General features: G+C 43.6%; 13 protein-coding genes. 7 read left to right on the forward strand and 6 right to left on the reverse strand.

All coding sequences use genetic code 11. From position 1 onward, the window contains the following. The coding region (locus tag L5M18_RS01000) for an integrase core domain-containing protein (RefSeq protein ID WP_263148716.1) at positions 1-241 on the forward strand (241 nt) is incomplete at its 5' end. 649 nt (positions 242-890) lie between these two features. Here the strand turns inward: L5M18_RS01000 and L5M18_RS01005 are convergent. Both L5M18_RS01005 and L5M18_RS01010 read right to left on the reverse strand, forming a co-directional pair. Then, entirely contained in the window at positions 891-1,391 is a 501-nt protein-coding gene (locus L5M18_RS01005) for a peptidylprolyl isomerase (protein ID WP_263138382.1), read from the reverse strand. Positions 1,392-1,452: 61 nt separating this feature from the next. Next, positions 1,453-2,856 carry a DEAD/DEAH box helicase gene (locus L5M18_RS01010; RefSeq protein ID WP_263166337.1) on the reverse strand — a complete coding sequence of 468 codons (1,404 nt, stop codon included), beginning with the start codon at positions 2,854-2,856 and terminating at the stop codon, positions 1,453-1,455. A 310-nt stretch (positions 2,857-3,166) separates the two neighbouring features. On the opposite strand from L5M18_RS01010, the gene L5M18_RS01015 reads away from it, so the two are divergent. Beyond that, complete coding sequence (locus L5M18_RS01015; protein ID WP_263195733.1) at positions 3,167-4,939, forward strand: DUF885 domain-containing protein; 1,773 nt, start codon at positions 3,167-3,169, stop codon at positions 4,937-4,939. Between the two features lie 250 nt (positions 4,940-5,189). Here L5M18_RS01015 and L5M18_RS01020 read toward each other — a convergent pair whose 3' ends face one another. Next, a complete protein-coding gene (locus tag L5M18_RS01020) occupies positions 5,190-5,510 on the reverse strand; it encodes a hypothetical protein (RefSeq protein ID WP_028760093.1) in 321 nt (106 codons plus the stop codon). Positions 5,511-5,730: 220 nt separating this feature from the next. Here L5M18_RS01020 and L5M18_RS01025 point away from each other — a divergent pair, with 220 nt between their 5' ends. From L5M18_RS01025 to L5M18_RS01035, 3 genes are read left to right on the forward strand one after another with little or no spacing between them, the layout of a single operon-like run. Continuing rightward, the gene (locus tag L5M18_RS01025) at positions 5,731-6,225 is read left to right on the forward strand and encodes a putative 4-hydroxy-4-methyl-2-oxoglutarate aldolase (RefSeq protein WP_028760092.1); all 495 of its coding nucleotides are present in this window, start codon (positions 5,731-5,733) and stop codon (positions 6,223-6,225) included. Positions 6,226-6,282: 57 nt separating this feature from the next. Continuing rightward, positions 6,283-8,109, forward strand: a complete 1,827-nt coding sequence (locus L5M18_RS01030; protein WP_263195734.1) for an AsmA family protein — start codon at positions 6,283-6,285, stop codon at positions 8,107-8,109. Further along, positions 8,109-8,729 carry a BsuPI-related putative proteinase inhibitor gene (locus tag L5M18_RS01035; RefSeq protein WP_263195735.1) on the forward strand — a complete coding sequence of 207 codons (621 nt, stop codon included), beginning with the start codon at positions 8,109-8,111 and terminating at the stop codon, positions 8,727-8,729. The genes L5M18_RS01030 and L5M18_RS01035 overlap by 1 nt, the downstream gene beginning before the upstream one ends. Positions 8,730-8,869: 140 nt before the next feature. On the opposite strand, the gene L5M18_RS01040 is transcribed toward L5M18_RS01035, so the two are convergent. Together L5M18_RS01040 and gloB are read right to left on the reverse strand one after the other, a co-directional pair. Further along, positions 8,870-10,426: a LysM peptidoglycan-binding domain-containing protein gene (locus tag L5M18_RS01040; RefSeq protein ID WP_263195736.1), complete on the reverse strand. Its 1,557-nt coding sequence runs from the start codon at positions 10,424-10,426 to the stop codon at positions 8,870-8,872. A gap of 232 nt (positions 10,427-10,658) precedes the next feature. Further along, on the reverse strand, positions 10,659-11,450 hold the full coding sequence (gene gloB, locus L5M18_RS01045; protein WP_263195737.1) for a hydroxyacylglutathione hydrolase: 792 nt from the start codon (positions 11,448-11,450) through the stop codon (positions 10,659-10,661). A 154-nt stretch (positions 11,451-11,604) separates the two neighbouring features. Between gloB and L5M18_RS01050 the strand changes: the two genes are divergently transcribed. Together L5M18_RS01050 and L5M18_RS01055 are read left to right on the forward strand one after the other, a co-directional pair. Continuing rightward, positions 11,605-12,342, forward strand: coding sequence for a class I SAM-dependent methyltransferase (locus L5M18_RS01050; RefSeq protein ID WP_263195738.1), 738 nt, complete (start codon positions 11,605-11,607; stop codon positions 12,340-12,342). A gap of 33 nt (positions 12,343-12,375) precedes the next feature. After that, a complete protein-coding gene (locus tag L5M18_RS01055) occupies positions 12,376-13,284 on the forward strand; it encodes a LysR substrate-binding domain-containing protein (protein WP_198573303.1) in 909 nt (302 codons plus the stop codon). 190 nt (positions 13,285-13,474) lie between these two features. Here the strand turns inward: L5M18_RS01055 and rnhA are convergent, their stop codons facing one another. Beyond that, entirely contained in the window at positions 13,475-13,945 is a 471-nt protein-coding gene (rnhA, locus tag L5M18_RS01060) for a ribonuclease HI (protein ID WP_006081489.1), read from the reverse strand. Between the last annotated feature and the right edge of the window lie 35 nt (positions 13,946-13,980).

The following is a 13,980-nucleotide window of genomic DNA, read 5'->3' on the forward strand; positions in this document are numbered from 1 at the left end:
GAGTCGCCGCGGGAATTGTTGGGATAACGCACCAATGGAGCGTTTCTTTAGAAGTTTGAAATCTGAGTGGATACCCGCCAATGGTTATGGGAATTTTACAGAAGCAGATAAAGAGATCACAAATTACATCACTGGATATTACAGTGAGACCAGACCCCATCAATATAATGGTGGGTTAACGCCAAATGAGTCAGAACGTTTATATTGGAATGACTCTAAAATCGTGGCCAATTTTACTTGACCACTACACTAGTCAAAAAGTTTTGTCATGAGAGTTCTGGTTTCATCAATAAAGGCACAGAAGTTACGATATAGTTTATTAGAATCCAATAGAAACATCATTTTCTGATTGCTATAGCAAGCTTTCTCTGCTTATCTGAATAGGGTTCGTTGCTTAAGTTAGTAATGATTCTGGCTTAAAAATAAATTGAGATAATAAGCATTAGCAAGAAACGATAATAGATACAGAAATGGTTTTTTTATCTATATCAGATGGCAAGTTAAGCCTCTTTTTACCATGAGGATTATGGTTGGTGTATCATTTTAATATTATCAACTTGTGCGGCTAGTCTAAGATATTGATGTCAGGAATGTGCTGCTGTTTTTCAGCTTTTATGATGAATAACATTGTTTGAAAGAGGTCTATATTGTGAGGTTAATTTTATATGTAGTAGTCTTAAGTCAATAATCGGAACGATTAAATAATCCATCAGTTTATTTTACACTAAGTGATTTTGTATTGGGGATTTAGTGTTTTTAGGTTTATATAAAATGAATTTGCGTTGAATAGTACGGGAAAGTTAACTAAATAACTTTGGGGAAATGATTAATCGCTCAACTAAAACTGAGCGATTAATCATATTAACGAAAAAATATTATTGTTTTAAAAATTAACTTTGGATATTAATCGTTACTTTCTCGATGACGATAGGTTCACGGGGCACGTCTTCGTGGCCAGCGACCGTGGAGGTTTTGACTTTCTCAATTTGCTGGATAATGTCCATTCCCGCCGTAACCTTACCAAATACCGCGTAGCCCCAACCGTTATTGGTGGTGGCAGTATGGTCTAAAAAGTCATTATTGGCTGTGTTGATGAAGAATTGCGCGGTGGCCGAGTGAGGCGCATCGGTGCGAGCCATAGCGATTGTGCCTATGGTGTTACTTAGGCCTTTGTTGGCTTCGTTAACGATAGGCTCGTGGGTTGGTTTTTCCTTCATTTTTGCGGTAAACCCGCCGCCTTGGATCATAAAGCCTTTGATCACTCGGTGAAAAATCGTGTGTTCAAAGAAGCCTTCTTCACAATAGCGGACAAAGTTTTTTGAACTGACAGGCGCATGTTCAAAATCGAGTTCTATAGTGATGTCGCCTAGATTGGTGCTAAATGTAATCATGCTAATATCTTCTATCTTAATGAGTTTTTATATCTAATAAGTCACGACTTGTACTGAGTTATTACTTAGTTTTAGGGCCGCTATTCCACGGATTAAAGGGCGCGCTGCGACCTGTTGTCTCGTTACCATTGTCAGTCTGAATAGATTGCGGCCGTGTTACATTGGCTTTAACCTCTGGCTTTGATTTCGCGCTGCGATGCTTTTTCGCATGGGCGGTTTCAAAGGAGCCTTCTTTCGCGGGGCGCGAGGATCTGGCCTCAGGTGCCCGGGCTTTAAAGGTTTTTGGCGTAGTATTTTTGGGCACAAAATCGAGAATAGACACAGGCACTTCTTTGTTCGGCACAAAGCCTTCAATTTCTTTACGCACTATGAGGTGACCTAGACGCCGCTCGATAGCACATAGATTCCTAAAATCATCTTTAGAAACAAAGGAGATGGCTTCGCCGCAGGCGCCTGCACGACCGGTTCGGCCAATACGGTGAATATAATCATCGGCTTCATCAGGCAAATCATAATTGACCACACGGGTGAGGGCGTCGATATCGATACCGCGGGAAGCAACGCCAGTCGCGACTAAAAAGCGTAGTTTGCCAGATTTGAAATCCACTAATAATTGCTCGCGTACCGCTTGGCTGCGACCGCTGTGAATGGCTTCGGCGGCAATGCCACGTTTTTCGAGTTGGCTAACCAGTTTGGCGGCGCCTTGTTTCGTCTGGATAAAGATCAGTGCCTGTTCCCACGCTTGTTCAGTGATGAGTTTGCTTAACAGGGCCGACTTTTTATCTTTATCGACAGTGATCAACCATTGGTCGATTTGCGGTGCATTTGCGCTGTCGCGGGCAATTTCAATTTCGACAGGGTTTTCAACCGCTGTTTTCGCTAAAAAGCGCACTTGCTTAGATAAGGTTGCCGAAAACAACAGATTTTGGCGTTCTGTTGGCAGACGTTCGATGATCTTATTGATGTCTTCGATAAATCCCATATCGAGCATTCTATCGGCTTCATCTAGGACTAATACCGAGATTTCATCGAAATGAATCGCTCTTTGGGTGTACATATCGAGCAATCTACCGGGTGTTGCCACCAGAATATCGACGCCTTCAATAAGACGCTGTTTCTGCGGTGTGGCATCCACGCCACCATACATGGCCATAGACGTCAGCGGCAGGTATTTTGCGTACTTGGCAATATTGTCTTCTACCTGAACGGCCAATTCGCGGGTTGGCGTTAAGATTAATGCACGAACGCGTTTAGCACGGATTTTCGGCATGTCGGCGAACATTTGCAGTATTGGCAACACAAAACTGGCGGTTTTACCTGTACCTGTTTGCGCGCCAGCAAGCAGGTTTTTGCCTTTCAAGATCACCGGAATGGCTTTTTCTTGGATCGGAGTAGGTTGTGAATAGCCGAGCTCAGTGATGGCTCTTAAAATCGGATCGCTTAATCCAAGTTTGGAAAATGGCATTGAATGTCTCAGGTAAAGGGTCAGGTCAATAATGTATAAGCAAACTGTTACGCTAAAGCATGAACAGTGAAGCAGGGCGATATTATAGCAGGAGGTGAAACAGAATAGGCGATTATCATTATTTGTGTGTGTTTGGTAAAGAGGGGCTTATACGTCGAATAGGCGAATGATAGGCGGTAAAATATTGAGAACTTACAATTTTGTAACCGGGCATGTATTCATGGCTAACATAGCTGCAATTATTGGGGCAATATGATTAACTGAGGTAATTTTTGTATGCCTGATAAATCTTAACAAAGGACCCATAATAATGAAAAAAAACGCTATTTCCCTTGCGATAGTGCTATCGCTGGCCAGCCTTGCTGGTTGTCAATCCCATACGAGTCAAACTGCGCCCGTAGTCGCACCTGAAGTTAAAGCCCACTCATTTGAGCAATTTTCAGCATCCTTTATTGATTCATTGTGGGAATTATCACCGACTTGGGCCTTATACAGTGGCAAGCATGTTAACGATGGTTACCTTGAAATCCCCGATGCAGCAGGTCGAGCAAAGACCTTAGCGTTTGTGAAAGCGCAGCAAGCGCAATTGACTCAGTTCGAGCAAAAGTCGCTAACGCCGAATGAGCTGATTGATTACCATCTGATCGACAATTTACTCGGTAGCATGGCATGGGAAATTGACAGTTTTAAATCCTGGCAGTGGGATCCTTCAAGCTACAACGTATCGGGCGGTTTTGCCCAAATCATCAATGAAAATTTCGCTCCATTAGATGACAGATTACGTTCGGTATTAGCGCGTTTAGAAAATGTGCCAGCTTATTATGCTGCCGCGCAGGCGAACATTAGCAAACCAACATTGGAGCACACTGAGTTAGCAGTGCTGCAGAATCAAGGTGCATTTTCGGTTTTTTCCGATGACTTATTAAAACAGGTCGCGGACTCTGGTTTGACTGATGCGGAAAAAGCGTTATTTAAAACGCGTTTCGATACGGCAACTGCCGCGATTAACGGCCATATCGCTTGGTTAGACAAATTAGTGGTTCAACTTAAAAAAGATGGGGCACGTAGTTTTAGAATTGGCGAGGCGTTATATGAGCAAAAATTTGCCTTTGATATCCAAGCGGGGATGACGGCGAAACAGCTATATCAAAAAGCCGTAGCCGATAAAGATCGTGTTCAAGGAGAAATGGCTAAAATTACCGATAAGTTATGGCCTAAATATTTTACTACGCCAAAGCCTTCTGACAGTAAGCTCGCCATTCGCCAATTAATCGATAAATTATCGACTCAGCATGTTCAGCGCGATGAATTCGTGAATGAAGTGCGTAAGCAAATTCCAGAGCTGATTGAATTTGTAAATAAGAAAAAACTAGTCACATTGGATCCTAAAAAGCCACTCGTTGTCCGTGAAACGCCCGAATATATGCGTGGTTATGCCGGTGCATCAATTAGTGCGCCTGGACCCTATGAGAAGTCAGGCAATACTTATTATAACGTGACGCCACTCGATGGCATGAGTGATGAGTCTGCCGAGAGTTACTTACGTGAATATAATCACTGGATCCTGCAAATCCTCAATATTCATGAAGCCATCCCAGGGCACTACACTCAACTCGTTTACTCTAATCAATCTCCGAGTTTAGTGAAAAGTTTATTTGGTAATGGTGCTATGGTCGAAGGTTGGGCGGTTTATACCGAGCGTATGATGTTAGAAGAAGGCTATGGCAATTTTGAGCCTGAAATGTGGTTGATGTACTACAAGTGGAATTTACGTGTTATCTCTAACACTATTTTAGATTACAGTATTCATGTGAAAGGCATGACCGAAGACCAAGCTATTGCCCTGATGATGAATGAAGCCTTCCAACAGCAAGCTGAAGCTGAAGGCAAGTGGCGCCGTGCGACACTTAGTCAAGTGCAACTGACGAGTTACTATTCAGGTTATAGAGAAATCTATGATTTCCGTGAAGAATACAAAAAATCGCAAGGTAAAGATTTTGACCTTAAAACTTTCCACGAAACATTCTTGAGTTATGGTAGTGCACCAGTGAAATATATTCGCCAATTAATGCAGAGCAAATAAGTTCGCATATTGATATAAATCAGCAGAGCTTAGGCTCTGCTTTTTTATGCCAAATCGCTAGACAGGTATAGTGTGAGCTTAACATAAGTTGGCATTGTTACTTATGAAATGAAATCGTTAACACTGTGCGAATAATGAAAGCCGAAAATTCTGCCATATAACCGAAAAAGTATATATTTCGTTATATGGCATATGCAGATGTTAATTAAACAATTTAACTGCGTGGTGATAGAGCACAATGGCGATAAACTTACTTCTTAGATTTAGATGATGCCATCAGCGCTAATACTTCATCGTAAGAAATGTTAAATTCTCTCGACAAGTTAATGATTTTTGTTTTGTAGGTTTGAATATTCTCTTGCTGAGCTAATTGATGTTTCTTTTCTTCAACTAACTCATTAACGGTTTCTTGTAATATCAATAGTCGACGTAAACTATAGTCGAGAGATTTAATATATTTACCCATTTGTTGCTTGTTACGTGCTTGCTCAAGATCCGTTGAGACTTTCTTATCATATCCATACTCATCAAGAGCTGCGATTGCGCTCTGTAAATCAAGATCAGTTGTCATTTGGTTTTCGCTTTATAACAAAGAGGTGTGGGAACAAATTTATGAAACTTTAAAGAGTGTCATAGGACGTTAACTATCGCAGATTATAATGCTTATGCCAATATACACCAAGCCTTTGCACGTTAAAATGAAATAAAAAATTCCGCTGATTTTTGCTTTGACCTTGTCGGGGTCTACAATTATGAGTAGTCTAAAGTTATAGACTATCATGGAGATTCAAATGCTTGATCTACTACCAGATTTATTCGACCACTATCCGTCTAAATTACAGTTACTTCCCCTTGCATTTAAACCCTTTGGTGGTAAACGGCTCTTCTGGGGCGAGATAGTCACAGTAAAGTGCTTTGAGGATAATTCAAAGGTAAAAGAGATACTTGCACAGGATGGGCATGGAAAAGTGCTCGTTGTCGATGGCGGCGGTTCTCTGCGCCGCGCACTATTAGGTGACCTCATAGCGCAGAGCGCCTTAGATAATGGTTGGCAAGGGATAGTGATTAATGGTTGTGTTCGCGATGTGGCGAGATTAAATACTTTCAGCTTAGGTGTCTTTGCCTTAGGGGCTATGCCGATAAAAACCGAAAAGTTAGGTCAAGGCCAAATTAATGTGGCTGTCGATATGGGGGGCGTGACGGTTAAGCCTGGTATGATGCTCTATGCTGATGAAAATGGTATTGCAGTAAGTGATGAAATGTTGAACTTTGCATTTTTAAATTAACATTTCTAAATGCATTAGTTGCTATAAATTCAAGTTGTTTTTGATAAGGATATTTATATGAAATTCATTAAGTGGCTCTTAGCCTTAATGGTGACGCTCATTCTTTTAGTTACCGTTTATCTCACCGTCTTTTTCGACCCTAATGATTTTAAACCTGAAATAGTCGATGCCGTAAAAAAACAAACGGGTCGTGAATTAGTCATTTCTGACGATTTATTTTGGACATTTTTCCCTGTTATAGGTATTAATTTAGGAGGGGTGTCTTTATCTAACCCTGAAGGCTTTACGCCTAAGGCTATGTTAGAAGTCAAAAAAGCCGTTGCTGAAGTGGCGCTAATGCCGTTGTTTAGTCAGAAAATTGAAATTGCAGAATTGAGTCTCGATGGCGCAACGATCAATTTAGTCACCCGTAAAAATGGCACTAGCAGTTTCGATGGGTTGAGTGGCGATAATAGCCCAAAAACTGCGTCTCCAGCTGCCGCCGAATCCTCATCGAATGCCAAACTTAACGACATTAATATTGGTGGCATTTCTATCACCAATACCCAAATTAATATGATTGACGAAGCTAATAAGCAGACTCAAGTCTTTACCTTAAGTAGCTTCACCCTAGGTGAGTTCTCCTTAGATAAATTTGCGCCTATCGCCTTTGAATTCAGTGCAACTATGCCGGATATGACGATAAGTAGCGAAGCTAAAGGTGAACTAAAACTCAGTCGAGACTTTAAACAACTCGTTATCAATGGGCTGAAAATTGATACTGTGGTGGAAGGTGAGAGTATTCCGAACAAGAAACTCGAAACATCTGTCAGCTTAGCAACTCAAATCGCCCTTGATAAACAGCAATTGTCCGTCGATATTGCGCAGCTTACCGCGGCGAGCATTACCGCTGCGGGTAAAGTAGGTGTTAATTATGGTACGAAAATTCCACAAATTAATGCTGATTTTCAAGTTGGCGATATTGATTTAGATACACTGTTACCTAAAACAGAGGCCACCGCCACCGCTGAACAAGCGCTAGCAGCAAACACTCAGGCAGTTGAGCCTGATCTCTCAGCCCTTAAGCAGCTTGATGTAAAACTCAAGTTGACTGTTAAGTCTATTAAGGTCGCGAATCTGTCGACTCAAAATTGGTTAATGGATGTGGGCATTAAAAATGGCGTGTTAGATCTGACGAAATTGAATGCGGATTTATATCAAGGTCAGTTGCTGGTGAGCGCTCAGGTTGATGCTCGTCAAGCAGTGGCGAGTTATCAATTTGATAAAAAAGTGACGGGCGTACAAATTCGTCCTTTGCTGAAAGATGCGGCGGATGTGGATTTATTGGCCGGTACAGCCAACTTTGATGTGAAGGGGAAAGGTAAGAGTTTGATCCCTGAGCAGTTAAAGAAAAACCTGTTAGCGAATGGTCATTTTGATATTAATGACGGTGCTCTGTACGGGGTAAATATTCCACAGATGATCCGCAGCGCCCAAGCTAAGTTAAAGGGCGACTTATCGCCAGAAACGAAGGCGGAGCGCAAAACTGACTTCTCGAGTCTGACGGGCAGTTTCTCGTTGGATAATGGCGTTGCCACGAATCCAGATCTTGCCTTGTCTTCGCCTTTACTGCGTTTGGATGGTAAAGGCACTGCGAATTTATTGACTGAAGCCTTGGACTACAGACTAACCGCTAGCCTAGTGAATTCATTGAAGGGTCAGGGCGGTAGCGACAAAGATGCGCTGGCTGGAGTTGATATTCCGTTGGCCATTACAGGCACTTTCCAAAAACCTGAATATGCTTTGGATACTAAAGCCTTACTGAATAATCAGCTAAAGGAAGAAACCGACAAAGCTAAGGAAAAATTAAAAGACTCCTTATTGAAAAAACTAGGCGGTTTCTAATGGTTGCTTCAACGCGTTACGCATTACTTGTTTGCGCGAGTGCTTTTGTCGGCTGGCAACTTGTTGGGTGCTCGGCGCCCGAAGCCGCTGATACGAGTCAGTCAACCAAGGGTGAGACTACAACAGCTGCGGCCGTTCAGCCTGAGATTATTCGCGCTGCCGATCTGGCGCTCGATGTTTCTGGGCTTAAAAGCACTCCGACATTAAAGGCTGAACCTGTGATGGCAGAAAAGGCACAAGGCCTGCTTCGCGGTGAATTAACTTTAGAACCTTTTATCGATTTTAAGCAGCCGGTTAAGGCGACATTGACTGTGACAAATCCACAAACCTATGCAGTCGGCCTACGTTATAACTCTGGGATGACGGCGGATTTGTGGTTGGTAACGCAAGAGGGCAAACGTCTGTGGGCTTGGTCGGATGATATGATGTTTACCCAAGCATTACGTGATAGCCAATTGGCGGCAGGGAAAGTGATCACGACTTCATTTAGTATTCCGCCCAAAGCATTTGCAGGAATACCTGCAAATGGTGCTCGCTTAGAAGCGCATTTTGCTGCTAAAGCGTTAGAGTATGATGCCGTTGTTATGGCGCCCGTTGTCTTATTACTGACGATGGAATAACGTCGCCTCTCATAATAGAGAAAGCCCGTAATAGAAAAAGGCAGCAATCCGATAGGGTTGCTGCCTTTTTGTTATCTATGGCTCAATTTTGCTTAGGATTTATAGCACTAATCCGTTCGAACTATGTGCTAGTTTAGTCCTTACGCACTCAACTTAGTTTCATCAACCACTAATTTGATCACTTGGCCTGGTTGTAAATACTGTGATTGCGCTAGGCTATTCCACTCGAGTAGCTCGGCAACAGTTACGTTAAATTTATTGGCGATACGGGCAAGTGAATCACCGGATTTTACCTTGTAACTAACAGTACGAACAGTACGAATTTGCGCGGTTTGCTCAAGCTCCTTTGGTGCTAAGATCACTAACTTCTGACCGTTTTGTAGCTTGATATTCTTAGCCAATTTGTTCCAAGTGCTGAGTTGTTTCACCGTCACTTTATGGGCTTGGGCTATTTCTGAGAGTGTGTCTCCTGAATTAACCTGATAAGCAATTTTTGTTGATTCAACTGCAGCATGTGATTTTTTCGGCAATTGCTGCTTAGTTGACAGGGCATAAAGCTGCTTGTCTTGCGCATCGACAGGAATAATCAAATGCTTGCCTGCGACGATCGTGTTGCTTTTCATGCCGTTTGCGGCGCGAATAGCGGCAACGGTCGTATGGTGCTGCGTAGCAATTTTGCCAATGCTATCGCCAGATTTGATCGTGTAACGTAACCAGCTGATCCTATCTTCGGTTTCTGTTTCAGCAAGCGCTTTTTTAAATTCTTCCGATTTATCAATTGGTAGCACTAAGGTGTGCGGACCAAGTGGTGATGTAGCCCAGCGGTTATAACCTGGGTTGAGTTTTTGTAACTCAAGCGTGGTCATATTGGCAAAACCTGCCGCCATGGCTAAATCAATTTGGCTATCAATATCAACCACTTCAATAGTCGGATTGTTGTCAATTGGCGCTAAAGAAATACCATATTCATCAGCGTGTTTAATGACTTCTGCCAGTGCGAGCAGTTGCGGCACATAGCGCTCCGTCTCTCTGGGCAAATCCAATGACCAAAAATCCGTTTTTAAGCCTTTTTTCTCGTTACGTTTGATTGCATTGAGCACCCGTGATTCACCCGAGTTATAGGCAGCAATAGCATAAAGCCAATTGTTATTGGTTTTATCGTAGAGGTATTCCAGCATATCGAGCGCCGCAGTCGTTGATGCGGGGACATCACGGCGACCGTCATACCACCAGTTCATTTCTAAACCGAAATGACTGGCCATAGGTGTGGTAAATTGCCACAGACCCGATGCCGCGCCAGTCGATGATGCGGATGGATCAAAGGCGCTTTCAATTATGGGTAACAAAGCTATCTCAATAGGAAGATGACGCTTTTCAAGTTCTTCTACAATCATGTACATATAAGGTGCAGCACGTTCCGAGATGATCGCCAGATGCTGTGGATTTTTGATGTACCAATCACGGTATTGATTCACCAATTTTTGATCTGGAACTGGTAACTGCATGCCCTGACGAATTCGCTCCCACACATCGGTAATTTGCGCCGATGGAGCCTCGGTTGCGAGGTAATATTCTGGGACTGTATTTTCGGTTGTGACGGCTTCAACTTCTGTTTGGTTAACGCCATGGTTGTCTAATGTTTGACAGCCTGTGAGTAGGGCAAATCCCCCTACAACAACATAAAGTGATACTCTCATTGAAAACGGTAGTCCTCTGTTAGTGCATCGCTTTTCTTTATAGTAACAGTATGTTTTATATGAAGATAAAGACGACGCAGCGCGCAAAGTTTTCACGCAAAACGAGCCATTCTATGGGATCTTTTCGATCTTGTCCCTTAATTATCGTACATAATGTAAGGCCATTTTTGACTTACATCATCAAAAATGAGAAAAACTGTTTGAATTTCAATCTATAATATTGCTTTTGTGATCAAAAATTATCTTTCCACTGTCTGAGTAAGGTAAAACCGCTGAGTTCGTCTAAATTTGCGTGATTTAGACCGCTAAAATGCTGTTTTATGTTATCGACAATTTCAGTGTCGCTTGGGCGTAAAAAGGGATTGATGGCGCGTTCTAAGGCGATGGTGGAGGGAATAGTCGCTTTGTCTTGGCGACGTAACTGCATCGCGCGTTCGTTATAGTCTTGGAGCTCGCGATTGTTGGGATTGACCGCGAGGGCAAATTTGAGGTTTGAAAGTGTGTACTCATGGGCACAATAAACCCGAGTGTCGGCGGGAAGCTGGGCAAGTTGCTGTAGTGAGTTGAGCATTTGCGCTGGCGTGCCTTCAAATAAGCGTCCGCAGCCGCCGCTAAACAGGGTGTCACCGCAAAATAAGGCATCTTCAACAACGTAGGCTATATGTCCTGCTGTGTGGCCTGGTACATCTAAGACTTGCAGCTCAGCGCTGAGATACTCCAGTGTGAATTTGGGCTTGGCTTTTGCGTGCAGTGGATGTGTGATGCCTTCGATCTTCTCATTATCTGGGCCATAAACCGTGAGTCTATTATGACTATAGGCTTGAAGCGCTGCTACGCCACCCGTATGGTCATTGTGGTGGTGGGTCAGTAAAATACCCGCTAGCGTGAGTTGATTGGCTTGCAGGTAGTCAATGACCACAATTGCATCGCCGGGATCGACAACATAAACCTGAGTATGGGGCTCTTGTTGTAACACCCAGATATAATTGTCATTAAAGGCTTTGATCGCTGTTATAGTGAGCATAGAACTGCCTATGTCTGTATTTCAATTTGAAGATAAAGGTATTATCCATGAGTGAACGGCCCTTGGCGATCTTTGCCGCTTTTGCCCTGTGGCAGAATGTTGGTCATCTTTGACCCCATTGGATACTTGTCTACCCAACTAACGGAGGAACTCTGTGTCGCATTTTAGTACTGAGCTCAAGCCCGAACAATGGAGTGACCTACCCAATGGTGAGGCACTACAGCAAGCCGTAGCTAAACAGCTTGAAGATTGGTGGCCAAGAGTCTTTGGTTATCATTTATTAAAGTTAGGGCCTTTGAGTGCCGAATTGTCGAGCATGGCATCGTCAGTCGCCCATCATTTTTCACTCTCGCCATCTAAAGGGGCCTCTATTGAAGGCGATTTTTGCCATCTACCCCTGCAGAATGCGGCGATAGATGCGGTGGTAATGAGTCTATTGCTCGAATTTGAACCCGATCCTTACCGTATTCTTCGCGAAACCGATAGGGTACTCATCGCCGGAGGCTATCTTTTTATCGTCGGTTTTAATCCCTTGAGTCCAGTATTTTTGGGTAAGTTATGGCCTAAATATCAGGATTGTCTTCCTTGGAATGGCCGTTTTTTTATGCCTTCGAGGGTGCGAGATTGGTTAGGTTTATTAGGTTATCAAGTGGTGGGGGATGAGCGTTTGGTCTACCACCCATTAATGGGCGAGTTTACCCAAGGTAGATTTTTTCAACAGAGTTTAGCGTCATGGCTTCCTAGCGCGGGCAGTTTGTATTTGATTGTGGCACGTAAACTCGAGTCGCCACTCACACCTATTCGCGATAAACGTAAGGTGCGGCAGACAAATTGGACCACGGCGCCGACAGCGGGTCGTTCGGAGCATTTATCAGAGCATTCGGAAAACTGACAAGCCATTTCCATTTTAAGTACAGGTTTTTATATGCGGATCACCTTAAGACAACTGGCAGTATTTGAGGCTGTGGCACGTAGCGGCCAAGTCGCAAAGGCGGCTGAACAAGTGAATTTATCACCACCGGCGACATCTATGGCCTTGGCTGAATTAGAAAAGCAGCTAAATGCCCGCCTATTTGAACGTATTGGCAATCGATTACAGCTTAACTCCCAGGGTAATTTACTGCTGCCATTGGCAACGGATCTATTACACCGTGTTGAACAAATTGAGCAGGCATTTACTTATCATGGTGGTGATCTGGTTGGGCGTTTAAGCATCAGTGCCAGTTCGACAATCGGTAATTATCTGATGGCGAAAGCCGCAGTGGCATTTTGTCAGCAACATACTCAAACCCATGTGGATGTGGCGATTACTAATACTCAAGATGTGATCCTAGCGGTTGCTCAGTTCCGCTCTGAAATGGGCTTTATTGAAGGCCATTGCACTGACAATCGTTTGAGTGTCGAGGCATGGCATAAGGATAGGCTGCTGGTGTTTTGTCATCCGGCGCATCCTCTGGCGGGGAAAGTGGTTAAACCTGCAGCTGTTAAAGGTCTGTCTTGGGTGCTACGTGAGGAAGGATCGGGCACTCGCGAATATTTTGTAAATGCCGCCAATGAGTTGGATATGCAGCCGGAGGCTAAATTCTGCTTTACTACGCCGGATGCGATTAAATTGGCTGTGAAACAAGGTGCTGGGCTTGGGGTGTTATCTGAGCTGGCGCTGGAGAAAGAAATCAGTCGTAAAGAGTTGGCGTTAGTCACGATTGAGGGACTCGTACTCGAGCGGCAGTTTTATCGCATCACCCATAAGAGCCGTCAGGCGACATCCCTAGGTCAAGCTTTTGTGCTGTTTTGTGAGAATTTTTTCAATATTGCAGGTGTGGAACTGAAATAAACCGTTTGATAGCAATGGCCCTCGTAAACAGTGAGCTTAAGCGATTTATTTAAAAGGTTAATTTTGACGGTAAGCTTAAACTGTGAGATGAATCGCGAATTAAATCATCACGCCCAAGTACTTAACTTAGGCGTGATTGCATCGAACTTACTTTTTCGCACTTAGCGAGTTTACACTGAGTGGCACTGGGTTAAGGCTGATAACCTAAATCGGGTTGGGTTGGTTTAGATTCTGCCGCGGTGCGAGCTAACACATCGCAACGTTCGTTTTCGGCGTGGCCTGCATGACCTTTAACCCATTGCCAGTCGATAGTGTGCATCTGTGAGGCTTTATCTAATCGTTTCCATAGGTCAACGTTTTTGACTGGGGTACGGTTTGATGTCATCCAACCTTTTTTCTTCCAGCCATGTATCCATGTCATTATGCCTTGGCGCATATATTGGCTGTCGCTGGTGAGCACGACTTGGCAAGGCTCTTTCAAGCTTTCTAACGCTATGATTGGGGCTAACAATTCCATGCGATTATTGGTCGTGAGCGCAAAACCGTCGGACATCTCCTTTGTATGGCCTTTATAATTCATTACAATGCCATAGCCGCCAGGACCGGGATTGCCTAAGCAAGAGCCGTCGGTGAAGATGTGGATCAGTTTTAGTTCAGTCATCAAATTGTTACCATAGCCGGGAATTTCGGCCGAGT

This window comes from Shewanella sp. SM20 (genome assembly GCF_025654545.1).
Classification (GTDB): domain Bacteria; phylum Pseudomonadota; class Gammaproteobacteria; order Enterobacterales; family Shewanellaceae; genus Shewanella; species Shewanella oncorhynchi.